24 protein-coding genes are annotated in these 24,163 nt (G+C 58.9%); 9 read left to right on the top strand and 15 right to left on the bottom strand.

The features are described from left to right. Positions 1 to 35 precede the first annotated feature (35 nt). From msrQ to MMG91_RS24940, 6 genes are all read right to left on the bottom strand, one after another. Positions 36 to 656, bottom strand: a complete 621-nt coding sequence (gene msrQ, locus MMG91_RS24965) for a protein-methionine-sulfoxide reductase heme-binding subunit MsrQ (protein ID WP_310661005.1) — start codon at positions 654 to 656, stop codon at positions 36 to 38. Beyond that, positions 656 to 1,669 (bottom strand): protein-methionine-sulfoxide reductase catalytic subunit MsrP, encoded by a 1,014-nt coding sequence (gene msrP / locus MMG91_RS24960; RefSeq protein WP_310661004.1) that lies wholly within the window; start codon positions 1,667 to 1,669, stop codon positions 656 to 658. The genes msrQ and msrP overlap by 1 nt, the downstream gene beginning before the upstream one ends. A 63-nt stretch (positions 1,670 to 1,732) precedes the next feature. Continuing rightward, a complete protein-coding gene (gene pssA, locus MMG91_RS24955; RefSeq protein ID WP_008006914.1) occupies positions 1,733 to 2,590 on the bottom strand; it encodes a CDP-diacylglycerol--serine O-phosphatidyltransferase in 858 nt (285 codons plus the stop codon). Between the two features lie 146 nt (positions 2,591 to 2,736). Then, the gene (gene ilvC, locus MMG91_RS24950) at positions 2,737 to 3,753 is read right to left on the bottom strand and encodes a ketol-acid reductoisomerase (RefSeq protein ID WP_003185459.1); all 1,017 of its coding nucleotides are present in this window, start codon (positions 3,751 to 3,753) and stop codon (positions 2,737 to 2,739) included. A gap of 48 nt (positions 3,754 to 3,801) precedes the next feature. Further along, the gene (gene ilvN / locus MMG91_RS24945; RefSeq protein WP_003176102.1) at positions 3,802 to 4,293 is read right to left on the bottom strand and encodes an acetolactate synthase small subunit; all 492 of its coding nucleotides are present in this window, start codon (positions 4,291 to 4,293) and stop codon (positions 3,802 to 3,804) included. Between the two features lie 2 nt (positions 4,294 to 4,295). Then, a complete protein-coding gene (locus tag MMG91_RS24940) occupies positions 4,296 to 6,020 on the bottom strand; it encodes an acetolactate synthase 3 large subunit (RefSeq protein ID WP_310661003.1) in 1,725 nt (574 codons plus the stop codon). A gap of 401 nt (positions 6,021 to 6,421) precedes the next feature. On the opposite strand from MMG91_RS24940, the gene MMG91_RS24935 reads away from it, so the two are divergent. Further along, positions 6,422 to 6,844: a DUF4124 domain-containing protein gene (locus MMG91_RS24935; RefSeq protein ID WP_310661002.1), complete on the top strand. Its 423-nt coding sequence runs from the start codon at positions 6,422 to 6,424 to the stop codon at positions 6,842 to 6,844. Here MMG91_RS24935 and MMG91_RS24930 read toward each other — a convergent pair whose 3' ends face one another. From MMG91_RS24930 to mrcB, 3 genes are read right to left on the bottom strand one after another with little or no spacing between them, the layout of a single operon-like run. Continuing rightward, on the bottom strand, positions 6,845 to 7,180 hold the full coding sequence (locus MMG91_RS24930; RefSeq protein WP_310661001.1) for a YqcC family protein: 336 nt from the start codon (positions 7,178 to 7,180) through the stop codon (positions 6,845 to 6,847). After that, complete coding sequence (locus MMG91_RS24925; RefSeq protein ID WP_310661000.1) at positions 7,180 to 7,914, bottom strand: tetratricopeptide repeat protein; 735 nt, start codon at positions 7,912 to 7,914, stop codon at positions 7,180 to 7,182. The genes MMG91_RS24930 and MMG91_RS24925 overlap by 1 nt, the downstream gene beginning before the upstream one ends. 16 nt (positions 7,915 to 7,930) lie before the next feature. Beyond that, a complete protein-coding gene (gene mrcB, locus MMG91_RS24920) occupies positions 7,931 to 10,249 on the bottom strand; it encodes a penicillin-binding protein 1B (protein WP_310660999.1) in 2,319 nt (772 codons plus the stop codon). A gap of 118 nt (positions 10,250 to 10,367) precedes the next feature. Between mrcB and MMG91_RS24915 the strand changes: the two genes are divergently transcribed. The 3 genes from MMG91_RS24915 to MMG91_RS24905 all read left to right on the top strand — a co-directional run bounded on the left by MMG91_RS24915 (position 10,368) and on the right by MMG91_RS24905 (position 12,877). Beyond that, positions 10,368 to 11,924, top strand: coding sequence for a bifunctional aminoglycoside phosphotransferase/ATP-binding protein (locus tag MMG91_RS24915; protein ID WP_310660998.1), 1,557 nt, complete (start codon positions 10,368 to 10,370; stop codon positions 11,922 to 11,924). Positions 11,925 to 12,015: 91 nt separating this feature from the next. Then, positions 12,016 to 12,360: a pentapeptide repeat-containing protein gene (locus MMG91_RS24910; RefSeq protein ID WP_052967693.1), complete on the top strand. Its 345-nt coding sequence runs from the start codon at positions 12,016 to 12,018 to the stop codon at positions 12,358 to 12,360. Positions 12,361 to 12,604: 244 nt separating this feature from the next. Further along, entirely contained in the window at positions 12,605 to 12,877 is a 273-nt protein-coding gene (locus tag MMG91_RS24905; protein ID WP_007902045.1) for a TfoX/Sxy family protein, read from the top strand. A 269-nt stretch (positions 12,878 to 13,146) separates the two neighbouring features. On the opposite strand, the gene MMG91_RS24900 is transcribed toward MMG91_RS24905, so the two are convergent. Genes MMG91_RS24900 through MMG91_RS24885 form a run of 4 tightly spaced genes read right to left on the bottom strand, consistent with a single transcriptional unit; the run spans position 13,147 to position 16,708 of the window. Further along, positions 13,147 to 14,013 carry a ChaN family lipoprotein gene (locus MMG91_RS24900; protein WP_310660997.1) on the bottom strand — a complete coding sequence of 289 codons (867 nt, stop codon included), beginning with the start codon at positions 14,011 to 14,013 and terminating at the stop codon, positions 13,147 to 13,149. A 21-nt stretch (positions 14,014 to 14,034) separates the two neighbouring features. Further along, positions 14,035 to 14,802, bottom strand: a complete 768-nt coding sequence (locus MMG91_RS24895; RefSeq protein ID WP_310660996.1) for a heme ABC transporter ATP-binding protein — start codon at positions 14,800 to 14,802, stop codon at positions 14,035 to 14,037. Next, on the bottom strand, positions 14,802 to 15,785 hold the full coding sequence (locus MMG91_RS24890; protein WP_310661010.1) for an iron ABC transporter permease: 984 nt from the start codon (positions 15,783 to 15,785) through the stop codon (positions 14,802 to 14,804). The genes MMG91_RS24895 and MMG91_RS24890 overlap by 1 nt, the downstream gene beginning before the upstream one ends. A gap of 50 nt (positions 15,786 to 15,835) precedes the next feature. After that, positions 15,836 to 16,708, bottom strand: a complete 873-nt coding sequence (locus tag MMG91_RS24885) for an ABC transporter substrate-binding protein (protein ID WP_310660995.1) — start codon at positions 16,706 to 16,708, stop codon at positions 15,836 to 15,838. Positions 16,709 to 16,868: 160 nt separating this feature from the next. Here MMG91_RS24885 and MMG91_RS24880 point away from each other — a divergent pair, with 160 nt between their 5' ends. Continuing rightward, on the top strand, positions 16,869 to 17,186 hold the full coding sequence (locus tag MMG91_RS24880; RefSeq protein ID WP_305503301.1) for a Rieske (2Fe-2S) protein: 318 nt from the start codon (positions 16,869 to 16,871) through the stop codon (positions 17,184 to 17,186). Here the strand turns inward: MMG91_RS24880 and sfsA are convergent. Both sfsA and MMG91_RS24870 read right to left on the bottom strand, forming a co-directional pair. Continuing rightward, a complete protein-coding gene (gene sfsA / locus MMG91_RS24875) occupies positions 17,183 to 17,896 on the bottom strand; it encodes a DNA/RNA nuclease SfsA (protein WP_123361265.1) in 714 nt (237 codons plus the stop codon). The genes MMG91_RS24880 and sfsA overlap by 4 nt on opposite strands. Then, complete coding sequence (locus MMG91_RS24870; protein WP_310660994.1) at positions 17,896 to 19,068, bottom strand: pyridoxal phosphate-dependent aminotransferase; 1,173 nt, start codon at positions 19,066 to 19,068, stop codon at positions 17,896 to 17,898. Before MMG91_RS24870 ends, sfsA begins: the two co-directional genes overlap by 1 nt. Before the next feature lie 333 nt (positions 19,069 to 19,401). Between MMG91_RS24870 and dksA the strand changes: the two genes are divergently transcribed. The 4 genes from dksA to MMG91_RS24850 all read left to right on the top strand — a co-directional run bounded on the left by dksA (position 19,402) and on the right by MMG91_RS24850 (position 24,141). Then, the gene (gene dksA / locus MMG91_RS24865; RefSeq protein ID WP_305446916.1) at positions 19,402 to 19,845 is read left to right on the top strand and encodes an RNA polymerase-binding protein DksA; all 444 of its coding nucleotides are present in this window, start codon (positions 19,402 to 19,404) and stop codon (positions 19,843 to 19,845) included. A 207-nt stretch (positions 19,846 to 20,052) separates the two neighbouring features. Then, positions 20,053 to 20,949: a tRNA glutamyl-Q(34) synthetase GluQRS gene (gene gluQRS, locus MMG91_RS24860; RefSeq protein ID WP_305449859.1), complete on the top strand. Its 897-nt coding sequence runs from the start codon at positions 20,053 to 20,055 to the stop codon at positions 20,947 to 20,949. Positions 20,950 to 21,026: 77 nt separating this feature from the next. Next, positions 21,027 to 21,203 carry a hypothetical protein gene (locus tag MMG91_RS24855; protein ID WP_003176118.1) on the top strand — a complete coding sequence of 59 codons (177 nt, stop codon included), beginning with the start codon at positions 21,027 to 21,029 and terminating at the stop codon, positions 21,201 to 21,203. Further along, positions 21,187 to 24,141 (top strand): ATP-binding protein, encoded by a 2,955-nt coding sequence (locus tag MMG91_RS24850; protein WP_310660993.1) that lies wholly within the window; start codon positions 21,187 to 21,189, stop codon positions 24,139 to 24,141. Before MMG91_RS24855 ends, MMG91_RS24850 begins: the two co-directional genes overlap by 17 nt. Positions 24,142 to 24,163 lie beyond the last annotated feature (22 nt).

The following is a 24,163-nucleotide window of genomic DNA, read 5'->3' as shown; positions in this document are numbered from 1 at the left end:
ATTATAGACTTCCAGAATCTGCCGTCAACCTCTAATTACGCTTTTCTTGCAGAAGCTGCCTTTTTGGCTGTTAAACGTGGAATCCGGCGGATTACAGGTGGCAATCTCAATACCAACAACAACGCACCTATAGAAGCATAGATCGCCCATTCCCTCAGATCGGCACGCACGATCCACAACATATGCAGCAATCCAAGCCCAAGAACCACATACACCAACCGATGCAACTTCTTCCAGCGAGAACCCAAACGCCGCTGACTGTAGCGATTGGAGGTAACAGCCAATGCCAATAAACAGAGAAATCCCAGGCCCCCGACAATAATGTACGGCCGCTTGCGCAACTCGATACCCAGTTGCGACCAATCAAAGCCAAGGATGAACGCTGTGTAACCGCTCAAATGCAGAACCACATAAGCGAAGCACCACAACCCCAACTGTCGTCGGACAGCTATCCACCCCGGCCAACCGGTGAGCTTCTGCAAAGGCGTCATGCTTAACGTGATAAGCAGCAGGACCAGTGTCCCCAGCCCCAGCCGGTCAACCAGCACCTTGCCCGGATCAGGCCCCAGCACATCCGCCCAGGCCTGATACAACCAAAGCAGCGGCCAAATCGCTGCAGCGATGAAGACGCCAATACGCCAGAACGGATATCGCATCAATAATTCTTCCGCAGATCGAGCCCTGTATATAGAGAAGCGACTTCATCCGAGTAGCCATTGAACATTTGCGTGTCCCGCACATTGGGCTTGAACAGACCGCTCGGCAAACGCCGTTCCCGTGCCTGGGTCCAACGCGGGTGATCGACTGTCGGGTTCACGTTCGCATAAAAGCCATACTCATCCGAAGCGATACTCTGCCAGGTAGTTTTCGGCTGATCGCTAACCAGACTGATCCGCACGATGGATTTAATGCTCTTGAAGCCGTACTTCCAAGGCACCACCAGACGCAGCGGCGCACCGTTCTGATTCGGTAACTCCCGTCCATACATGCCCACAGCAAGAATCGCCAACGGATTCATCGCCTCATCCAGACGCAACCCTTCTACATAAGGCCAGTCGATCAGGGCAAAACCGGAACGCTGCCCGGGCATACTCTTGGGATCCTGCAAAGTTTCGAAGCGAATGAACTTGGCTTTTGAGGTTGGTTCGACCTCCTTGAGCAAAGCCGAAATAGGAAAACCGATCCACGGAATGACCATCGACCAGGCTTCCACACAGCGAAGACGATAGATGCGCTCTTCCAGTTGATAAGGCTTCATGAAGTCTTCCAGCGCATACCGCCCCGGCCTCCCCACCTCCCCGTCCACCACCACGCTCCAGGGTTCGGTTTTCAGCGCACCGGCGTTGGTCGCGGGATCACCTTTATCGGTACCGAACTCATAGAAGTTGTTGTAGTGGGTCGCATCCTTGAAAGGCGTGATCGCCTCGTCTTTGACGTTGACCGCCCCCCATTTGGTAGAAGGAAGCTTTTCGGTAAACCAGGACGGTGCCTTGCCAGGCTCTACATCAGCATAACGCGCAACATCGTCGGCACCCGCCCAACGCGGCAGACTGCTCACAGCCAAACCGGCAACAGCGGCACCTAATACACTGCGGCGAGAAAGGTAGAGGGATTCAGGCGTGACGTCCGACTCATGACAGTCAGACGCTTTGGGGACTTTGATCAGCATGACAACTCCGCAGCTTTGGAGGACAGTTGCACCCATAGACTGCGGAGTATGAGGGAAATTACATCACTCGGCTTTTTTATGCCGACGAAGGCGCAGCAGGTACTGCACCGGCCCGGAAGCCGCATAGGCAAGGAAAACCAGCAGCAGGATGCGCGGCGGATCACTGAACACAACGGCGAATACCAATACCACTGCGAGGATCGCGACAAAAGGAACGCGCCCTTTCAAGTCCAGCTCCTTGAAGCTGTTGTACTTGATGTTACTGACCATCAGCATGCCAGCGGCGGCAACCATCAGTGCAACCAGGAAAGACATCTTGGAACCCTGGATGCCGTAATCGCTGAATGCCCAGACGATACCCGCGACCACACCGGCGGCAGCCGGGCTGGCCAGACCGATGAAGTAACGTTTGTCTGCGGTGCCGACCTGAGTGTTGAAACGAGCCAGACGTAATGCCGCCCCCGCCACATAGATGAAGGCGACCATCCAGCCGACCTTGCCCATATCGCCCAAGGCCCAGCCGAATGCCAGCAATGCCGGCGCCACACCAAAGGCAACCATGTCCGACAGCGAGTCGTACTCGGCACCGAAAGCGCTTTGGGTATTGGTCATACGAGCAACGCGACCGTCGAGGCCGTCGAGCACCATGGCGACGAAAATCGCGATGGCGGCAAATGCAAAATATTTGCTCGCGCCGATGGCATCACCGGCACTCAAGGCGCTCTGGGCGCTCATTGAGTTGATGATGGAATAGAACCCTGCGAAGAGGTTCGCAGTGGTGAACAGATTCGGCAGAAGATAGATACCACGATGCCGGACTTTACGACCTTCAGCGTCATGCCCTTCTTCGATGTGTTCATCGATGGGCAGAAGGCTTTCGGCGTCAGAAGCCTGCTTTGGCTCTTCGGGACGTTCGCTCATGGACATTTACCTTGCAACGGGGTGGAAAGTTTCGACAGGTGTCAGGGACGACGGTTCGGCCACAAACAATGCAGCTTTATACCAGAACCGGCGGATCCAAACGAAAAAACGCGGCCTAGGCCGCGTTTTCCGTACAAGCTCGGGACTTAGTTCTTGGCTTTGTCGACGATCTTGTTGGCACCGATCCACGGCATCATGGAGCGCAGTTGCTCACCGATGATTTCGATACCGTGAGCGGCATTGTTACGACGCTTGGCGGTCATCGAAGGATAGCCGGTGGCGCCTTCGCTGATGAACATCTTGGCGTATTCGCCATCCTGAATACGTTTCAGGGCGTTGCGCATGGCCTGACGGGATTCGGCGTTGATCACTTCCGGACCGGTCACGTACTCGCCGTACTCGGCGTTGTTGGAGATCGAGTAGTTCATGTTGGCGATACCGCCTTCATACATGAGGTCAACGATCAGCTTCAGTTCGTGCAGGCATTCGAAGTAGGCCATTTCCGGCGCGTAGCCAGCTTCAACCAGGGTTTCGAAACCGGCTTTTACCAGCTCAACGGTACCGCCGCACAGAACGGCTTGTTCGCCGAACAGGTCGGTTTCGGTCTCGTCCTTGAAGGTGGTTTCGATGATGCCGGTACGACCGCCACCAACGCCAGCGGCGTAGGACAGTGCAACGTTTTTGGCGTTGCCCGAAGCATCCTGGTAGATAGCGATCAGGTCAGGGATACCGCCGCCTTTGACGAACTCGGAACGCACGGTGTGGCCCGGAGCTTTCGGCGCGATCATGATCACGTCGAGGTCAGCACGTGGCACAACCTGGTTGTAGTGAATCGCGAAACCGTGGGAGAAGGCCAGGGTGGCGCCTTTCTTGATGTTCGGCTCGATTTCGTTCTTGTACAGGGCAGACTGGAACTCGTCCGGGGTCAGGATCATGACCAGGTCGGCAGCTGCTACGGCGGAAGCAACGTCAGTCACTTTCAGGCCGTGGGCTTCGGCTTTGGCAACAGTGGCCGAACCTTTACGCAGACCAACAGTAACGTCAACGCCGGAGTCTTTCAGGTTGCACGCTTGAGCGTGGCCTTGGGAGCCGTAACCGATGATGGCAACTTTCTTGCCCTGGATGATCGACAGGTCGCAATCTTTATCGTAGAAAACTTTCATGAATTTCCCCTCTATATCCTGGCTGTTCAGGCCATTCGCTAATTTGGTTTAGATGCTCAGTACTTTGTCGCCGCGGGCAATCCCGGTGACGCCACTGCGTACGGTTTCCAGAATCGAGGCGGTCCCGATCGATTGAATGAAGCTGTCGAGCTTGTCGCTGGTACCGGTCAATTGAACGGTATACACGCTAGCGCTGACATCAACGATCTGCCCACGATAAATATCGGTGGTGCGCTTGATCTCGGCGCGCTGGGCGCCGGTGGCCTTGACCTTGACCAGCATCAGTTCGCGCTCGATGTGAGCACTCTCCGACAGGTCGACCAGTTTTACCACTTCGATCAGTTTGTTCAGGTTCTTGGTGATCTGTTCGATGACTTCATCATGGCCGACCGTGGTCAACGTCAGACGCGACAGGGTCGGGTCTTCGGTCGGTGCCACGGTCAGGCTTTCGATGTTGTAGTTGCGCTGCGAGAACAGGCCGACTACACGAGACAGAGCGCCCGGTTCGTTTTCCAGAAGCAAGGAAATAATGTGCCGCATGATTAAGTACGCTCCGTCTTGCTCAGCCACATATCGCGCATGGAGCCGTCTTTGATCTGCATCGGGTAGACGTGCTCGCTGGTGTCGACCGAAATATCGATAACCACCAGGCGATCTTTCATGGCGAACGCCTCTTCCATCTTCGACTTCAAATCTTTCGATTCGGTGATGCGCACGCCAATGTGACCATAGGCCTCGGCCAGCTTGACGAAGTCAGGCAACGATTCCATGTAGGAGTGCGAGTGACGGCTGCCGTAACTCATGTCCTGCCACTGGCGAACCATACCCAATACACCGTTATTCAGAATGACGATCTTCACCGGCAAACCGTATTGCAGGCAGGTCGACAGCTCCTGAATGTTCATCTGGATGCTGCCCTCGCCTGTTACGCAGGCGACGTCTTCATCCGGGAAGCTCAGCTTGATGCCCATGGCCGCCGGAAAACCGAAGCCCATGGTGCCCAGGCCACCGGAGTTGATCCAGCGGTTTGGCTTGTTGAACGTATAGTATTGCGCGGCAAACATTTGGTGCTGCCCCACGTCGGAGGTCACAAAGGCGTCGCCCTTGGTCACTTCACACAGGGTTTCGATCACGGTCTGCGGTTTGATTACGCTGCCATCGCCCTTGTCGTAAGGGAACAGGCCGCGGTCACCGCGCCACTCGTCAACTTGCTTCCACCAACTGGCAACGGACTCCTTGTTAGGGGTCTCGCCGATTTCCTTGAGGATCGCGACCATTTCGGTCAGGACACTCTCGACCGGACCGACGATAGGCACGTCTGCCTTGATGGTCTTGGAGATCGAAGCCGGGTCGATGTCGATGTGAATGATCTTGGCATTCGGACAGAACTTGGCCGGGCCGTTGATCACGCGGTCATCGAAGCGCGCGCCGACTGCAAGGATGACATCGGCATGGTGCATCGCCAGGTTGGCGGTATAGCTGCCGTGCATGCCGAGCATGCCAATGAACTGACGGTCGGTGCCAGGGTAGGCACCCAGCCCCATCAGGGTATTGGTCACCGGCAGGTTGAGCATCTTCGCCAGCTCGGTCAGCGGCGCGGAACCACCACCGAGGATCACGCCGCCGCCCGAATACAACACAGGACGCTTGGCCGCCAGAAGCATTTCGGCTGCCTTGCGGATTTGCCCGGAGTGACCGCGAACGGCCGGGCTGTAGGAACGCAGCTTGGCTTTTTTCGGGAAGATGTATTCGAACTTCTCGGCCGGGTTGGTCATGTCTTTCGGGATATCGACAACGACCGGACCAGGACGACCGGATTGCGCCAGGTAGAACGCTTTCTTCATGACTTCCGGGATTTCCGACGCATGCTTGATCATGAAGCTGTGCTTCACGATCGGCCGGGAGATACCGATCATGTCGGTTTCCTGGAACGCATCGGTGCCTACCATGGTGCTAGGCACCTGGCCGGAAATGATCACCATCGGAATGGAGTCCATGTAGGCCGTGGCAATACCGGTGATGGCGTTGGTTGCGCCCGGGCCGGAAGTTACCAGTACCACACCGGCTTTACCGGTGGCACGGGCATAGCCGTCAGCCATATGGGTCGCAGCCTGCTCGTGACGAACCAGGATGTGGGTCACTTCCGGTTCTTTGAACAGGGCATCGTAGACATGAAGAAGAGCACCACCCGGGTACCCGTAGATATATTTGACGCCTTCGTCACGCAAAAAGCGGACGAGCATCTCACCGCCAGATAAAAGCTCCACGTTGTTCACCTCTAAAACGCCAGAATACCGCCCACATACAAAGAGGACGGGTCTTAATAGGTTTACTTCTCGGCAGAGCATGAGCGACGGTGGTCGCCGACTACGTCAGCACTGACTGAGCAAGTATTGGGATCGTCCCAAGTGTTGCGGGCCTTTCCCACCCAGCGCGAGGTAACGCGTTGCGGGTGTAACAGGTCGGCGCGGATGTGCGCCTCATGATCTGCCGAGTGGGTCTGCTTCTGGCAGTCCCTCTACAGCGGACTTTGGATTCTTCTGTTTCGCCCATCGCAAGTCAAGCCGTCAATGTGCTTTATTCGAACTAAGCGCATGAGAACGCAAGAAAAAACCTTTAAACCGCAACTGTGTTAGCTTCGATTGCGCACTCATGACAAGGAAATGGCATGCGAACGTTCTTCTTCACCGCCGGCTTGCTGATCAGCCTGAGCCCTTTGTGCATGGCGGGTCAGATCTATAAATGGGTCGATGCCCAGGGCGTCACCCATTTCGATGCGCAACCGCCCACAGGCCAGGAGTCCACCCTCGTGGTAACGCCCGCCCAGCCCGTCGGCAAACCGGACACGCCAACGCGCAGTAACGTCATAGGCGATCAACGGGCCATCGACAATAAAGTGAAAAAGCAGGTCGCCGAGCAGCAAGCCCAGCTAAAAGTATTCTGCGAACAGGCCCGAACGAACCTGGCTCAACTGCAGAATAATCCGCGACTACGAGAGGATGTCGAAGGTGAGATGCGCCGCCTGACCGACCAACAACGTCAGGAGCGCATCACCGAAGCACAGAAACAGATTGCGAAAAACTGCCAGTAGTTAGTGAGAGGCGGTGATCAACAGGTCGAACTCTTTGAGCAAGACCTGAAGCTGCCGATCCTTGCCCTGGACATTACGGACGGCGAAGACCATTTCGGCCATCTCCTGAATCCCCGATGCGTTGGGCAGCGGCAGATCCTGTTCAAGAATGGTCTTCATCCGCGGCAGGAAGATCCATTGCAGCCATTGCTCGAAATCCAGCGTATCCACCGAAAATGGCTCGACACTGGATAGCGCTTCAGCGGACGGCGGAACTTCGTCCCACCAGCCCTGGACACGCAGCTCGCGTTCGATCAACAGCAACTGCTCGGCAATCTTCGGGAAGCGTGCATCCATCACAGCGAGACCTTGGCCTTCTGACGCGCCAACGCTGCACCGGCGGTGTCACCCTGCTTCTCACGAGCCTGGGCAATCAATTCCCACAGGCTGGCCTGAAGTGCCGGACGACCATTGGCGAACGTCAAACCACGACGAGCGAATTGTTCGGCTTGTGCCGCGTCGCCTTGAGCCATGCGTACCTGAGCCAGACGATAAAGCACTTGCGGCTCACGCGGCGCGACACGTTGGGCGCGTTCGAGACTGGAAGACGCACCATTAAGGTCGCCGCTGGCCTGTTGCTGCTGGGCAGTGGTCAACAATGCCAGGACCGGACCGTCCAGTTGCTCATCGGCAGACAGGCCGCCGGAGTTCGCCGAAGGAATCCCGCTCGGCGTCGATGGCATGCTGTAGCTGCCCTGGTTGATCGGTGCCGACTGGACCGGCGAGGTATCGATCGGCCCCGGAGTGATCGGGCCTGGGGTAATTGGCGAGGTGCTGATCGGTGCCGAGGAAACGGCGCCACCACCCGGCACCATCACCACAACGCCAGTATCACCTTGCGGGATTGCCTGAGTCTGGGCTTGTGCAGGACGTTTCACCGTCGACTGCCGGAAACCGCCATTCGCCGAAATCCGTTCGCTGTTGGAGACGGCGGTACCGGAATCCACAACCGGGATCGAACCACGTTGTACGGTGGAGCAGCCGCTGAGCAAAGCCACGGCAGTCACCGCTGGAATCAACCACTTGTTCACTTCAAATCCTCTTTGCTTAATTCATCCAGCCCTTGACCCAATCCATCACCGATTCAGCGGGGTTTTCGCCACCGCAAGCAGGACCGGGAGGCGGTTCGCTGCCGCGAATATACGGCATCTGCACTGCGCCTGGGCAGCTGCCTTCAGAACCTTGCCCGGTACGCGAATCGACCCAGGCCTGAACAATGTTGTCCGGCTGCGGCATGTCCAGCGGCAGCGGATCGGCCTTGCGCATGAAACTGGTCCAGACCTGCAACGCACCGGTGGCACCGGTGAATGGCGTCTTGCCGTTATCATCGCGCCCCAGCCAGACCACTGCCAGCAGATCCTGACTGAAACCGGCGAACCAGCTGTCCCGCGAATCGTTACTGGTACCGGTCTTGCCGGCGAGAGTCAGGGTTTTCGGCAACACGTTATAAACCGAACTGCCCGTACCTTCACGCATGACTCGTTGCATGGCGTTCTGAACCAGGTAAATGGACGCCGGATCGAACTGCTGCTGAATCTGGAACGGATAACGCTTGAGCGGCTCGCCCTCGGCAGTCAGCACGCTACGAATCCCGCGCATCGGCGTATTGAACCCGCCGTTGGCCAGCGTCTGGTACATGGTCGCCACTTCGATCGGGGTCAAGCCACCGGCCCCCAGCAACATCGACGGGAACGCCGGGAACTCGCGACTCACCCCCAGACGTGCCAGGGTCTTCAAGACATTCGGTACGCCCACCGCCAACCCGAGACGCGCGGTCGACAGGTTGTAGGAATGCGCCAGCCCTTGATAAAGGAACACCGTACCGTGGGAGCGGCGATCATAGTTCTGCGGTTTCCAGACCTGACCGTCCGCACCTTTGACCGAGAAGGATTCGTCCGACAGCCAACTGGTCAGCGTGTACTGGCTCGGCTTCTCAAGGGCTGTCAGATAAACCGCCGGTTTGATCAACGAGCCAATCGGTCGTACTGCGTCCAGCGCCCGGTTGAAACCGGCAAAACCCGCCTGACGGCTGCCGATCATCGCCTGGACTTCTCCGGTTTCCGGGTTGGTCACGACCATCGCCGCCTCAACCTCATCAGAACCCTTGCGTCCGGCCAGACGCTTGAACGTGTCGTTGACCGAGGCTTCGGCTTTCATCTGCAGGATCGGGTCGAAACTGGTGAAGATCCGCAGCCCCTCTTCGGTCAAGTCTTCGTCGCGGTAGTCTTCGCGCAACTGACGTTTAACCAGATCGAGGAAGCCCGGGAACGAGCTGTCGGCCAACTTGCCGCGAGTGGTCACGCCCAGAGGCATTTTCTTCGCTGCCTCAACCTGCTCGGCGGTGGCAACGCCTTGTTCCCCCAGAACATCGAGCACCAGATTGCGCCGCTCCAGCGCCCGCTCTGGGTTGCGACGCGGGTTGTAATAGGACGGCCCCTTGACCATGCCCACCAACAAAGCGACTTGATGCAGTTTCAGCTCGGACAATGGCTGCCCGAAGAAGAACTGGCTGGCCAGGCCGAAACCGTGGACCGCGCGCTGACCATCCTGGCCGACGAACACTTCATTGAGGTAAGCCTCAAGAATTTCGCGCTTGTCGTAATGCAACTCAAGCAGCATCGCCATCATGGCTTCGGTGAGCTTACGGGTCAGGCTGCGTTCGCTGGTGAGATAGAAGTTCTTGACCAACTGTTGCGTCAGCGTACTGCCGCCCTGGGTCATCTTGCCACCCGAGGTGTTGATGTAGATGGCTCGGGCAATCGACTTCGGCGACACGCCCCAGTGGTGGTAGAAATCCCGGTCTTCTACGGCAATCAGGGTTTCGAGCAGATACGGCGGAACCTGATCGATTTTGATCAGGATGCGGTCTTCAAGGTTTTTCGGATAAATCCCGCCAATCAGCAGCGGCTCCAGTCGCACCACAGAAAGCTTCGAACCGTTGGTCGCCGAAAGCTCGGCCACGTAATCGCCGGAGAAGCGCACACGCACGGGCTGGGCCTGCTCCATGCCTTCATAGAACTGGAAGCCGCGGGTATTCAAGTCGACGGTATTGCCATTGACCGCCGCCGCGCCGGGGCCGTTGCTGACGGCTTCGCGTCGGTAGCCCAAGGCATCGAGCTCGGTGAGGAAGTCTTCCTTGCTCAGCTTCTGGCCAGTGAACAGCTCAAGCGGGCGCGCGTACACCTTGGCCGGGATGGTCCAGCGCTTGCCGGAAAACTTCTCCTGGACCACGGCGTCGAGGTAAACCGCGAACCCGGCCAGCACCACAAGGCCGACCAGGCTGAGTTTAAGGGCCCAGCCCAGCCAGGGGCGCATGCCCTTGGAAGGTGGTTTTTTGGGGGGGCGAGGGGATCGAGTACGAGTCATGGCGGCGGATTATACGCACTTTATTCATACTCAACAGAAGCCCGCTGAGGTTTGCGTCGGGCGGACTTGCGGCCATAATGGCGGCCTTGAATTTTCCCCAGACTCTGAAGGATCGCCTGTGAGCCAGTCCCTGATCGCTGCCCTGCAAAACCCGGCCCTCTACCCGCATCCCGTAGAAGGGTTTCAGGTCATCGAAACCCATATTTCCTGGGTGCTGCTCACCGGCCCCTACGCTTATAAAGTGAAGAAGCCAGTGAATTTCGGCTTCCTCGACTTCACCAGCCTCGAGGCTCGCGAGCATTTCTGCGCTGAAGAGCTGCGTCTGAACCAACGCCTGACCCATGATTTGTATCTTGAAGTGTTGCCGATCACCGGCAGCGCCGAGGCACCACAACTGGGCGGCGATGGCCCGGTTGTCGATTACGCCCTGAAAATGCGTCAGTTCCCACAAAGCCAATTGCTCAGCACCTTGCAAGCCAACGGCGAATTGACCACCACGCACATCGACAAGATGGCCGCACAAATCGCTCAATTCCACCTGAGCGCACCGAAAGTGCCTGCCGAACACGAAGCCGGCACGCCGGACAGCGTCATGGCGCCGGTACGGCAGAACTTCGAACAGATCCGCCCGTTCCTCAGCGACAAGGCCGACCTGCTGCAACTCGATGCGCTGCAAGCCTGGGCCGAAAGCAGCTTCGAACGCCTCAAGCCGCTGTTCGCCCAGCGCAAGGCCGACGGTTTCATCCGTGAATGCCACGGTGACATTCACTTGGGCAACGCCACCGTGATCGACGGCAACGTGGTGATCTTCGACTGCATCGAGTTCAACGAGCCATTCCGCTTCACCGACGTTTACGCCGATACCGGTTTCCTGGCAATGGACCTGGAAGACCGTGGCCTGAAGAGCCTGGCGCGCCGTTTCATCAGCCAATACCTGGAGCTGACCGGCGACTATCAGGGCCTTGAGCTGCTGAACTTCTATAAAGCCTACCGCGCACTGGTTCGCGCCAAGGTCAGCCTGTTCAGCATGCCGGCCGAGGCCGATCCGGTGCAGCGCGCCACTACTCTGCGTCAGTACCGCAACTACGCCAACCTGGCGGAAAGCTACAGCACCATTCCTTCGCGCTTCCTGGCGATTACCCACGGTGTTTCCGCCGTCGGCAAGAGTCACGTGGCCATGCGCCTGGTGGAAGCGCTGGGCGCCATTCGCCTGCGTTCCGATGTCGAGCGCAAGCGTATGTTCGGCGAGCAAACCGTACCGAACGACCCGCAGGCCGGCATCTATAGTGCTGATGCCAGCGCTGCCACCTACAGCCGTCTGCATGAAGTTGCCGGTGTGATTCTGCATGCCGGTTTCCCGGTAGTGATCGATGCCACGTACCTCAAGCGCGACCAGCGCGACGGCGCGGCAAAAATCGCCGAAGCCACCGGTGCGCCGTTCCTGATCCTCGATTGCGACGCACCGCAAGCGGTGATCGAGAGCTGGTTGAAGCAACGTCAAGCAGACAATAAGGATCCGTCCGATGCCAACCTGACCGTTATCGCCGCCCAGCAAGCCAGCCGCGAGGCCCTGACGCCAGCAGAAATTCTGTGCAGCAAACGCGTCCAGACCAATGAAAGTGGCACGCTCGATACCGTCGTTGCGCAGATTCGCCAACGCCTGCCAGGCCTGTAAAAAACTATTTCAACCGTGAAGCCTTCACCGGCTTCACGGCTGTCAGATAGTGGCACTATACTGGCGTCATAAAACCATCAGGTGATGCGACATGAGCCAGCCGAAACTTCTCGACACCCCGCTTTATGCCTTGCTGCACAAAGACGACATCACAGGCTTTAACAATGAGCGCCCGAAAGATGGACCTATCGACATGGTCGGTGGCGACTTTCGTGGTCTCGATCTGCGTGAACTGAACGCCGACGGCGTCGACTTCACCGATGCCTATTTCCGCTCTGCCGACTTGCGCGGCATCGATTTTCGCAACTCTTCCCTGGAAGGTGCGAGCCTGGCCCACGCGCAGATCTCCGGCGCCTACTTCCCGCCAGAGCTGAGTGCCGATGAGATTCTGATGTCGATGAATTTTGGTACGCGACTGCGTTATCGCACCCGCTAAAAGCGACGTTTTTTACCAGGTCCGGCGCCGCTGCTTTGCGCTGGACCCTGTACTTTTTTCTACCCTGAAACTCAGCCCTCCGCCCGTCTTCCGACAGCACTCGCAGCCTTTTCACGCAGCTTCTTGAGCCCGTCTCTTAGAAGCTTTTGCGTCGAAACCGACCAAACAATCACGCTTTTCCTACTGATGGCTACACTGCTGAGAGGCTCGCCCACGCACCGTTCGGCTGTCGCAAGGAGGCTTGATGAATGATGAACTGCAACACCTGAAAAATCTTGGCAAGACGTCGGCGCAATGGCTGCATGCCGTGGGCATCCACAGTGCATCGGATTTGCGTCGGCTGGGAGCTGTGGATGCTTATCGGGCCGTGCGCACGCGCGGTTTTCGGGCTTCCAAGGTGTTGTTGTATGCGATCGAAGGCGCACTGATGGATGTTCACTGGAACGACATCCCCGCCGAACGCAAGGAAGCCTTGAACAAACAACTGGACGCTATCTCGTCACGCCACAAGATTTGAACGGGTAATGACGCTTACGTACACAGCCTGAAGACCAATGATTGCAGGGCCTTCACCAAGGGAACTGGGGGAGATTCACAGAAATCAAGAATCAGCGGTTGACATGGTAATGAGAATCGCTATGATTATCACAACTGGTCGCGAGACTGGTCGATATTCTGAAAAGCCCTTGGTTCGGACTCTCAGATTATCTCCTCATCAGGCTAATCACGGTTATTTGACCCGGCTCTTGCCGGGTCTTTTTTTGCCTGTGGAAAACTCGCCAGGTTTTACTGCCCTGACTGCTTGCCGAACTGTTTACGCATTTGCGCGCAGTAATCCTGCGGTGGCGTGGCGGGCGTATACCAGACGTAATCGGCCATGGCCGGCGTGACCTCGGCGCCCTGCTCTGCCAGCATCAATACGGTTGGCGCCTCGTGCTCACCCAAGTCCTGCACATGGATCGGCACCCCGACATCCTTGCGCGCGTGGTACGCGCCGGCAAATAGCAGTGAAGGCGCAGGTGCGACCAGTAATCGCTCGGCCATCCGCCGGTCACGTTGCTGCTGGACAGTCAGCATCGCGGGCATTTGCGATGTGGGCAGCAAGCCACAGTGAGAATCGCTGATTTGTGCCAGCAACGTTTCCTTGACCATCGGGGCGTTGGAGCGCGAACCATTCAGTGTTGGCGGTTTGGCATAGACAGTACGGACTTCAAGCGTATCCAGATTGGCCGCCAGCAACGGGTACGGCTGAGTCAGGGCAAAACCAACGATCGGCCCATACAGATTCCAGTCCCAACCCGATTGCCAGGCCAATGCATTGGGCAAGTCAGTTGGTAGCGGTAAAGCATGTCGAACATGATCGACGCGCACTTGTTGATCCGGCGTGAGCATTTCCAACAGCAAACTGCCTTGGGGCCGCCGATCACCCAGCGCCTGTAACAACCACAATTGCAGTTGATGGTGATCACGGTTGTCATGCTGCTCGCCAACGATCAGCCGCGAAGGTTTGGCTAACCGTGCAAGTAGTTCCTGCGCTGCCAGGGTTTGACCGCTGCGCAGCTCCCGGATCTCGCCGCTGACGGGTGGCGGCACCACCGGCACATGCTGACAGGCACTCAGTAACAGCACAGCCAGTATCACCCTCACACGCATGTTTTCACCTCGATGAAATGCTCAGCGGGCGATGATCAGCGGATGCCCACGCTCCGGGTGCGGCTGCACCAGTACTTCCAGCCCGAACACCGCCTTGAGCGGTTCCGGGCGCAGCACCTGCTCCGGCGTATCCAGCGCCACGGGACGCCCACCTTCGAGCAGTAACAGACGATCACAATAACGTGCTGCCAGATTCAGATCATGCAGAATCACCAGCACCGCAGCGCCACGATCAGCGAACTCGCGCACCGCTTGCAGAGTAGTGTGTTGATGCAGCGGGTCGAGCATCGATGTAGGTTCATCAAGCAACAACGTTTGCCCCGCCTCCCCCGGCCACAGCTGCGCCAGGACGCGCGCCAGATGTACACGCTGACGCTCACCGCCAGACAGCGCCAGATAGCTGCGGCCACTTAGGTGCCGCGCATCGGCCGCGCGCAGCGCGGCGGCGACGATCTCGTCATCCCGGACCCGGCCGCTTTGATAAGGCAAACGGCCCATGCCAACCACTTCTTCAACGCGAAAGGCAAAGTCCAGGGTCGACACCTGCGGCAACACCGCCAAGCGCTGGGCTCGCTGCGCCCCGGCCCAATGACTCAGCTCGCGCTCATCGAGCCAGACACTGCCGTGGTCCGCCTGCAATTCGCCGCAAAGGGCGCCGAGCAAGGTGCTTTTGCCGGCACCGTTGGGGCCCAGCACACCGAGAACTTCGCCCGGTTTGAGTTCAAGGGTGATGTCCGTGAGAACAATCTTTCGACCGCGCCGGATTTGCAGGTTCTGCGTTCGCAACATCAGGCACGCCCTCTGAGCAGTAAATACAGAAAGAACGGCGCGCCGATGAAAGCCGTGACGATCCCGATCGGCAACTCGGCCGGCGCCAGGGCCAGTCGCGCCACCAGATCGGCAAACAATAAGAGACTGGCCCCCGCCAATACCGACGCCGGCAACAGCACACGATGATCAGGACCGGCCAGCAACCGCACCAGATGAGGCACCACCAGCCCGACAAAGCCGATCATCCCGGCTGCCGCAACCGCCGCGCCGACGCCCAGCGCCGTGCAGAACACCAGTTCGCGCTTGAGGCCTTCGACGTCGATGCCCAAGTGACCAGCCTCCGACTCCCCGAGCAGCAATGCATTCAAGGCCTTGGCCCGACGCGGCAACCACAGCGCCACACCAGTGCTCACCAACAGCAATGGCCAGAGTCGCGAATAACTGGCGCCGTTAAGGCTGCCCAGGTTCCAGAACGTCAGCGTGCGCAGGGTCGCGTCATCCGCCAGATAGGTGAAGAGCCCAACCGCCGAACCGGCCAGGGCAGTCAAGGCAATACCGGCCAGCAGCATGGTGGCGACATTGGTCTGGCCATTGCGTCGCCCCAGTCGATAGACCAGCGCCGTCACACCCAGCCCGCCGAGGAACGCGCACACCGACAACAGATATGGCCCGAAGGACTCAGGCAGACTGCCGAACACCGAGCCACCGACAATCGCGATGGCCGCGCCCAATGCCGCGCCGCTGGAGACCCCGACCAATCCCGGATCGGCCAGAGGGTTGCGAAACAAGCCCTGCATCGCCACACCGGACAGCGCCAAAACGCCGCCCACCGCCAGGCCGAGCAAGGTTCGTGGCAAGCGAATCTGCCCGAGGATCAACTCGGCCTGCTCCAACCCGTCGGGTGCGATGGGTAAACCAATCAGCCGCAACGCCGCACGCAACGTGTCGAACAACGGCAAACTCACCGGCCCCAACGCCAGCGACAACCAGATCGCCAGCAAGCAAAGCAGGCTCAGGCCAATGAATAATGCACGGGGTTTAACCAGAAGGGTCATTGGCCGGTCATACCGGGATAGAACTCGTCAGCCAGCCTGGTAAGGCTTTCCGGCAACCGTGGCCCCAGCCCCCCCACCAACAACGTCGGGTCCAGCTCCATGACTCTCCCGTCCTTGGCCGCGCGGGTGGACGAGAGGATCGGATTTTCCTTGAACAACGCCGCGCGCGCCGCATCGCCCGTCAGCGCACGGTCGGCAAACACCAGCACTTCGGGATTTAGACTGGCCAGGGACTCTACGGAAAATGGCTTGTAGCCAGTATGGGTTGCCAGATTGTGGCCACCGGCCTGTTGCAGCAACCAATCGGCGGCGGTGTCTTTACCGGCAATCAACGGTTTGCCGCCCGCGTGACCCAACAGCAGCAATACACCCGGTGCTTTGTGTTTGAGTTGCGCCTGACTGACCCGGGCTTGTTGCTGATCGAGCTGCTGTTGATAACTCAGAAACACTTGCGAAGCCCGATCTTCAGCCCCCAGCAATTTGCCCAGATGCTGCAAATTGCCCCGCAATGTCGCCAAATCTGGCTGGGCCGAGAACAGTTCGACCTGAACGCCCGCGCTGCGAATCTGTGAAAGTACCGGTGGCGGCCCCATTTCTTCGGTGCCCACAAGGATCTGCGGGCGCAGACTCAGAACCCCCTCTGCCGAGAGTTGCCGTTGATAGCCGATGCTCGGCAGAGCCTTCAGCGATTCGGGGTGCTGACTGGTGGTATCGACACCCACCAGTTTCGACTCACCACCCAGCGCACTGACCCATTCCGACAAGGCACCACCAGCACTGACCCAACGTTGCGGCAACTCGGCTGCCGAGGCCTGGTGACTGATGAACAGTCCGACACAGAGCACAGCAACGCGGGTACTCAGGCGCATAAACAGCTTCCTTTAGAGGTTTTCCCGGGCATCGAGAGGACAGGCCAAGTATCCTCGGCATCCGGCAATCGCCCTGTGGGTGAGCGGCCATTTGATAATTGTTTGCATTTGAACGTCAAGCTCGGACATATCTGGTCACGAGCAGGACTTGAGGATAGACATGAAGCTTCTTTGCACAGGCGCCGAATTGGCTGACGCCAGCAGTCGCGGTTTCGACGTCGACGGTCAGAAGCTCCTGGCCGTGCGCCGGGATGGTCGGGTGTACGTGTATGAAAATCGCTGCCCGCACCGGGGTGTCGGACTGGAATGGAAGCCCGACCAGTTTCTAGACCCCAGCAACAGCCTGATCCAGTGCGCCACCCACGGCGCACTGTTTCTGATCGAAGACGGCGAATGCGTCGCCGGCCCGTGCGCCGGGCAATCCCTGACCACCATCCCCTGCCGCGAAGACGAGCAAGGGATCTGGGTCACGCTTTAACCGTTCAACAAAACATCCAGCCGCCGATCGACCACCATCTCTTCGTGGGTCAAGTGCACGCCATACGCCAGCACTTCGACTCCACACGCCACTGCTTCGCGCAACGCCGCCGCGTAGGCCGAATCGATTTCTTCGGCAGGACGCACGGAGTCGATGCCGGTCAGGTTCACACAATACAACTGCACGGCACGAATCCCGTCCCGGGCCAAATGCGCCAACTCCCGCAAATGCTTGGCCCCGCGCTGGGTCACCGCGTCGGGAAATGCCGCCACCAACGAGCCATCGAAGCCCAGGGTGACGCTTTTGACTTCCACATACGCAGGCCCGCTCGGGTAATCGAGACGGAAATCGATGCGACTGCTTTCCTGACCGTAGGCCACTTCGCGCTTCAGTTCGGTAAAGCCGTTCAGCTCGGTGATGACATTTGCCCGCAATGCCTCCTCAATCAAACCATTGGCGCGTCCGGTGTTTACGCAGAACAGTCGCCCCTGTGGGGTTTCCCCGACTTCCCAGGTGCCGGGCAACTTACGCTTGGGGTCGTTGGAACGGCTGAACCAGACCTGCCCGCCTTCGACCTGGCAATTAAGCATCGAACCGGTGTTAGGACAGTGAATGGTCAGTAACTCGCCGCTAACGGTTTCGATATCGGCAAGAAAACGTTTGTAGCGACGAATCAAACGACCTTCTTCGAGGGGAGGATGAAAACGCATCAGCCTTGCCAGCTCCGCAAACCACGAGCGATGCGCTCAACCGCTTCCTGCAGGCGTGGAAGACTTTGGGTGTAGGCAAACCGCACATGATGCCCGGCCTGATAACGCCCGAAGTCCAGGCCCGGGGTAATCGCAACGTGCTCGGTTTCGAGAAAATGCTGGCAGAACGCGAAGGCATCGCCGCCGAACTTGCTGATATCGGCGTACAAGTAGAACGCGCCTTCAGGCTCTACAGCGATACCGAAGCCCAATTCCCGCAGAGCGGGCAGCAGGAAATCCCGACGTCGGCCGAACTCGGCGCGGCGCTCCTCGAAAATCTGGATGGTGGCGGGTTCGAAGCAAGCCAATGCGGCGTGCTGCGCCATGCTCGGCGCGCTGATGTAGAGGTTCTGGGCAAGTTTCTCCAGCTCACCGACCGCGGCTTCTGGCGCTACCAGCCAACCGAGACGCCAGCCGGTCATGCCGAAATACTTGGAAAAACTATTGAGGACGAAGGCGCTGTCATCGACTTCCAGCACGCTGGCCGCATCCGTGCCGTACGTCAGGCCATGGTAGATCTCATCGACCACCAAATGGCCGTGGCGGGCCTTGATCGCTGCAGAGAGCCCGGCCAGTTCATCGCGGGTCAGAATGGTCCCGGTCGGGTTGGCCGGCGATGCCACCAGGGCGCCGACGCTGTCGTGATCCCAGTGACGTGCGACCAGGTCCGGGGTCAGCTGATAACGCACGTCCGGGCCGACCGGCACCAGTTGCGCCGCGCCTTCCACTAACCGCAGGAAGTGCCGGTTGCACGGGTAACCCGGATCGGCGAGCAGCCAATGCTTGCCTGGATCGACCAGCAACGCCGTGGCCAACAGCAACGCCCCTGAACCGCCGGGCGTGATGAGGATGCGTTGCGGATCGATGTTCAGCCCGTAACGCTGCTGATAAAAGCCCGAAATGGCTTCACGCAATTCGGGAAGGCCGCGGGCGGCGGTATAACGGGTCTTCCCCGCCGTCAGCGCGGCCTGGCCGGCCTGGATGATCGGCTCGGCGGTGGTGAAGTCCGGCTCGCCGATTTCCAAGTGAATCACGTCGTGGCCGGCCGCTTGCAGCTCATTGGCCCGCGCCAGCAGGGCCATGACGTGAAACGGTTCGATAGCGCGACTGCGCGCACTGTAGGACAGAGCCATTAGCCTTCCTTACAACGGGAAAAGAATCGATTCTACCCAAGCGCAGGAACGAGCGAGAACCTAAAGCGGTCAGAGCCCATATAACGCTGGTCTCAAACGGTTCAAGCGTATGCTCCAGGTTTGACTAAAATCAATAATTGATCAGGTCTCCAGAGCCACCAGGCAAGGCTTTGCAATCTTTTGCAAGGCCCACGGGCCGCGGGCTCGACATCCGGGAGTAGCGCGGCCCGATTTGATCTGGTAAGTTCGCCCGCTTGCAGCCGCAGGGCCGGCAGGTGTCGGTGATGGAGCAATCCTGCGCAATGGATTACAAGAGTAGAGGCGGTCCATTTCATGCCCACCCAAGCAAAGCAACAACCGAACCAGTCGATCAGCGGCTTCGAACCCTACAAAGAAGTGAAGGGCGAAGAGTACATGGGCAAACCCATGCGCGCTCACTTCACCAAGATCCTGAATAAGTGGAAACAGGACTTGATGCAGGAAGTCGACCGCACGGTTGATCACATGAAAGACGAAGCGGCCAACTTCCCTGACCCGGCAGACCGTGCCAGCCAGGAAGAGGAGTTCAGCCTCGAATTGCGCGCCCGCGACCGCGAGCGCAAGTTGATCAAGAAAATCGACAAAACCCTGCAATTGATCGAAGACGAAGAATACGGCTGGTGTGAGTCCTGCGGCGTCGAAATCGGCGTCAAGCGACTGGAAGCCCGCCCTACCGCCGACATGTGCGTTGACTGCAAGACCCTGGCGGAAATCAAGGAAAAACAAGTCGGCAAGTAATCTTTGCGACTTGAATGAAGAACGGAGCGTGCGAACGCTCCGTTTTTTTGTTTCTGACTTTGCTGATTTGTTGCGTATTTAAGATCGCCTTCGCGAGCAAGCTTCGCTCCTCCAAAAGCTAGCGCAATCTTCTGTAGGAGCGAAGCTTGCTCGCGAAGGCGGCTTCAAGCCATGCTCAAAACGATTGAACAGCCTGACGCCACCCTTATGACCACCATCGTTCCCCCCGCCTACATCGGACGTTTCGCCCCTACGCCCAGTGGCCACTTGCATTTCGGTTCGCTGGTCGCCGCGCTGGCCTCGTACCTCGACGCCCGTTCGGTTGGCGGCCGTTGGCTGGTGCGCATGGAGGATCTCGATCCGCCGCGCGAAGAACCCGGCGCTCAGGCAGCGATTCTCAAGGCGCTGGAAAGCTACGGGTTCGAGTGGGATGGCGACATGGTCCGACAGAGCGAGCGGCACGCTGCCTATGACGAAGTCATCAATCGCCTGTTCAATCAGGGCCTGGCCTACGCTTGCACCTGCTCGCGCAAGCAACTGGAGCCGTATCACGGCATCTATCCCGGATTCTGCCGCAACGCGGGGCACGGCACCGAGAACGCGGCGATTCGCCTGCGCGTACCGGAACTGGAATACCACTTCATCGACCGGGTGCAGGGCGAGTTCCGTCAACACCTGGGCCGGGAAGTCGGCGATTTCGTGATTCGTCGCCGCGACGGGCTCTACGCCTATCAATTGGCGGTGGTGCTGGATGACGCCTGGCAGGGCATCACTGATATCGTGCGCGGCGCCGACCTGCTGGATTCCACGCCGCGCCAGCTCTATCTGCAAGAACTGCTCGGCCTGCCGCAACCGCGCTACCTGCACATCCCGCTGATTACCCAGCCGGACGGCCACAAACTCGGCAAATCCTATCGCTCGCCGCCGCTGACCGAAGATCAGGCCACGCCGCTGTTGCTGCGCGCATTGCGGGCACTGGGGCACAAGCCTGTGATCGAACTGAATGACGCCACACCACGGGAGGTGCTGAACTGGGGCATTGCCCACTGGGATGCATCGCTGATCCCGCGCACACTGACGCTGCCCGAAGCGCAACTGCAGTGATGCCACTTGCAGTGGCGCGCCCATCCGTTACCATCGCCGCACGTTTTCGGGCACGCGCATAAAAAAGAGAGGCCGGGATGTATATTTATCGCTTGGTCCTGCTCCTGGTAGTGGGGATTTATCTGTTCTCCCCGGCCATCATGGATTGGTGGATCGACGCCACTGGGGCCTGGTATCGCCCGTATTTGCTCTGGCTGATTCTGATCGTCGTGACCTTCATCCTGCAGAGCCAAAAAGATGCCGATGAGCTTTAGCCTGACCCAGATGATCCTGATCAGCGCCGCGTACCTGGCGGTGCTGTTCGGTGTGGCCTGGATCAGCGAACGGGGCATGATCCCCCGGGCGATCATTCGCCACCCGCTGACATACACCCTGTCGCTGGGCGTCTACGCCAGTGCCTGGGCGTTTTACGGCACGGTGGGCCTGGCCTATCAGTACGGCTACGGTTTTCTGTCCAGCTACCTCGGGGTTTCCGGGGCCTTTCTGCTGGCGCCGGTGCTTTTGTACCCGATCCTGAAAATCACCCGCACTTATCAACTCTCGTCCCTGGCCGACTTGTTCGCGTTTCGCTTCCGCAGCACCTGGGCTGGCGCACTGACGACCATTTTCATGCTGATCGGCGTGCTGCCGTTGCTGGCGTTGCAGATTCAGGCTGTGGCCGACTCCATCAGCATCCTCACCCGCGAGCCGGTGCAGCATCGCGTGGCCCTGAGCTTCTGCGCACTGATTACGCTGTTCACGATTTTCTTCGGCTCACGCCACATCGCCACCCGCGAGAAACATGAAGGCCTGGTGTTTGCGATTGCCTTCGAGTCGGTGATCAAACTGATCGCGCTTGGCGGCGTCGGTCTGTATGCGCTGTACGGCGTGTTTGATGGCCCGCAGCAGCTGGAACTGTGGCTGCTGCAAAACCAGACCGCCCTCGCCGCTTTGCACACGCCATTGCAGGAAGGCCCGTGGCGCACGCTGCTGCTGGTGTTCTTCGCCTCGGCGATTGTGATGCCGCACATGTACCACATGACCTTTACCGAAAACCTCAACCCACGCTCACTGGTCAGTGCGAGCTGGGGTTTACCGCTGTTTCTGCTGTTGATGAGCCTCGCGGTGCCGCTGATTCTCTGGGCCGGGCTGAAACTCGGCGCCACGACCAATCCGGAATATTTCACCCTGGGCATCGGCATCGCCGCCAACAGCAAAGCCCTGGCGCTATTGGCCTATGTCGGCGGATTGTCGGCGGCCAGCGGCCTGATCATCGTCACCACGCTGGCGCTGTCCGGGATGGCGCTGAACCATCTGGTGCTGCCGCTCTATCAGCCGCCGGCCGAAGGCAATATCTACCGTTGGTTGAAGTGGACCCGCCGGGCGCTGATCGTCGCGATCATCATGGCCGGTTACGGTTTCTACCTGATGCTGGGCGCCGAGCAAGACCTGGCCAACCTCGGCATCGTCGCCTTCGTCGCCACATTGCAATTCCTGCCGGGGGTGTTGTCGGTACTGTACTGGCCGACCGCCAACCGTCGCGGCTTCATCGCAGGTCTATTGGCGGGGATTCTGGTGTGGCTGGTGACCATGCTGCTGCCGCTGGTCGGCAATCTGCAAGGCTTCTACATCCCACTGTTGAACATGATTTACGTGCTGGACGACACCAGCTGGCACATGGCAGCAATCGCCTCGCTGGCCGCCAACGTGCTGATGTTCACGCTGATCTCGTTGTTCACCAACGCCAGCCCCGAAGAGGCCAGCGCCGCCGAAGCCTGCGCGGTGGACAACGTTCGTCGCCCGCAACGCCGCGAACTGCATGCCGCTTCACCTCAGGAATTCGCCACTCAGCTTGCAAAACCATTGGGTGCCAAGGCAGCACAGAAAGAAGTCGAACAGGCGCTGCGGGACCTCTATCTGCCGTTCGATGAACGCCGTCCATACGCCTTGCGCCGTCTACGTGACCGTATCGAAGCCAACCTCTCCGGCCTGATGGGGCCGAGCGTGGCGCAGGACATGGTCGAAACCTTCCTGCCCTACAAGGCTGGCGGCGAAAACTACGTCACCGAAGACATCCACTTCATCGAAAGCCGCCTTGAGGACTACCACTCGCGCCTCACCGGTCTCGCCGCCGAACTCGATGCCCTGCGCCGCTACCACCGCCAGACCTTGCAGGAATTGCCGATGGGCGTGTGCTCGCTGGCCAAGGATCAGGAAATCCTCATGTGGAACAAAGCCATGGAGGAACTGACCGGGATTGCCGCACAGCGTGTGGTCGGTTCACGCCTGAGCACCATTAGCGATCCGTGGAGAGAACTGCTGCAAGGCTTCATCAATCTGCCGGACGAGCATTTGCACAAACAGCACCTGGCCCTCGACGGTCAGACGCGGTGGCTGAACCTGCACAAAGCGGCGATCGATGAACCGCTGGCGCCGGGTAACAGTGGCCTGGTATTGCTGGTAGAAGACCTGACCGAAACCCAGATGCTCGAAGATAAACTGGTGCACTCCGAGCGTCTGGCCAGCATCGGCCGCCTGGCAGCCGGTGTGGCCCATGAAATCGGCAACCCGATCACCGGCATTGCCTGCCTCGCGCAAAACCTGCGCGAAGAGCGTGAAGAAGACGCCGAACTCACGGAAATCAGCGGGCAGATCCTCGAACAGACCAAACGCGTGTCACGCATCGTTCAGTCCCTGATGAGCTTCGCCCATGCGGGCAGTTATCAGCACAGTGACGAGCCCGTCTGTCTGGCGGAAGTGGCTCAGGACGCCATCGGCCTGCTGGCCCTGAACCGGCGCAATTTCGAAGTACAGTTCTACAACCTGTGCGATCCCGATCATTGGGTTGAAGGTGATCCGCAGCGGCTCGCCCAGGTATTGATCAATCTGCTCTCAAACGCCCGCGACGCCTCGCCTCCGGGCAGTGCGGTACGAGTCAAAAGCGAAGCCGGCGAACACACGGTCGATTTGATCGTGGAAGACGAAGGCAGCGGTATTCCGAAGAACATCATGGACCGATTGTTCGAACCTTTCTTCACCACCAAGGACCCTGGCGAAGGCACCGGTCTGGGCCTTGCACTGGTCTATTCCATCGTTGAAGAGCATTATGGACAAATCACCATCGACAGCCCGGCTGATGTTCAAAGCCAACGCGGCACCCGTATCCGGGTAACTTTGCCGCGTCATGTCGAAGCGACGTCCGCTGTGAACTGAGACCGTCGAGAGTATCGAATCA

It is taken from the genome of Pseudomonas sp. JL3, from assembly GCF_031570575.1.
GTDB classification, from domain to species: domain Bacteria; phylum Pseudomonadota; class Gammaproteobacteria; order Pseudomonadales; family Pseudomonadaceae; genus Aquipseudomonas; species Aquipseudomonas cucumis.
Note: the sequence above shows the minus strand (reverse complement) of the source record. Positions and strands in the feature narration are given on the sequence as shown.

Bases quoted from the DNA above. Each gene is read 5' to 3' on its own strand.
- msrQ (WP_310661005.1), bottom strand. From the start codon at position 656: ATGCGATATCCGTTCTGGCGTATTGGCGTCTTCATCGCTGCAGCGATT.
- msrP (WP_310661004.1), bottom strand. From the start codon at position 1,669: ATGCTGATCAAAGTCCCCAAAGCGTCTGACTGTCATGAGTCGGACGTC.
- pssA (WP_008006914.1), bottom strand. From the start codon at position 2,590: ATGAGCGAACGTCCCGAAGAGCCAAAGCAGGCTTCTGACGCCGAAAGC.
- ilvC (WP_003185459.1), bottom strand. From the start codon at position 3,753: ATGAAAGTTTTCTACGATAAAGATTGCGACCTGTCGATCATCCAGGGC.
- ilvN (WP_003176102.1), bottom strand. From the start codon at position 4,293: ATGCGGCACATTATTTCCTTGCTTCTGGAAAACGAACCGGGCGCTCTG.
- MMG91_RS24935 (WP_310661002.1), top strand. From the start codon at position 6,422: ATGCGAACGTTCTTCTTCACCGCCGGCTTGCTGATCAGCCTGAGCCCT.
- MMG91_RS24930 (WP_310661001.1), bottom strand. From the start codon at position 7,180: ATGGATGCACGCTTCCCGAAGATTGCCGAGCAGTTGCTGTTGATCGAA.
- mrcB (WP_310660999.1), bottom strand. From the start codon at position 10,249: ATGACTCGTACTCGATCCCCTCGCCCCCCCAAAAAACCACCTTCCAAG.
- MMG91_RS24910 (WP_052967693.1), top strand. From the start codon at position 12,016: ATGAGCCAGCCGAAACTTCTCGACACCCCGCTTTATGCCTTGCTGCAC.
- MMG91_RS24905 (WP_007902045.1), top strand. From the start codon at position 12,605: ATGAATGATGAACTGCAACACCTGAAAAATCTTGGCAAGACGTCGGCG.
- MMG91_RS24900 (WP_310660997.1), bottom strand. From the start codon at position 14,013: ATGCGTGTGAGGGTGATACTGGCTGTGCTGTTACTGAGTGCCTGTCAG.
- MMG91_RS24895 (WP_310660996.1), bottom strand. From the start codon at position 14,802: ATGTTGCGAACGCAGAACCTGCAAATCCGGCGCGGTCGAAAGATTGTT.
- MMG91_RS24885 (WP_310660995.1), bottom strand. From the start codon at position 16,708: ATGCGCCTGAGTACCCGCGTTGCTGTGCTCTGTGTCGGACTGTTCATC.
- MMG91_RS24880 (WP_305503301.1), top strand. From the start codon at position 16,869: ATGAAGCTTCTTTGCACAGGCGCCGAATTGGCTGACGCCAGCAGTCGC.
- sfsA (WP_123361265.1), bottom strand. From the start codon at position 17,896: ATGCGTTTTCATCCTCCCCTCGAAGAAGGTCGTTTGATTCGTCGCTAC.
- MMG91_RS24870 (WP_310660994.1), bottom strand. From the start codon at position 19,068: ATGGCTCTGTCCTACAGTGCGCGCAGTCGCGCTATCGAACCGTTTCAC.
- dksA (WP_305446916.1), top strand. From the start codon at position 19,402: ATGCCCACCCAAGCAAAGCAACAACCGAACCAGTCGATCAGCGGCTTC.
- gluQRS (WP_305449859.1), top strand. From the start codon at position 20,053: ATGACCACCATCGTTCCCCCCGCCTACATCGGACGTTTCGCCCCTACG.
- MMG91_RS24855 (WP_003176118.1), top strand. From the start codon at position 21,027: ATGTATATTTATCGCTTGGTCCTGCTCCTGGTAGTGGGGATTTATCTG.
- MMG91_RS24850 (WP_310660993.1), top strand. From the start codon at position 21,187: ATGCCGATGAGCTTTAGCCTGACCCAGATGATCCTGATCAGCGCCGCG.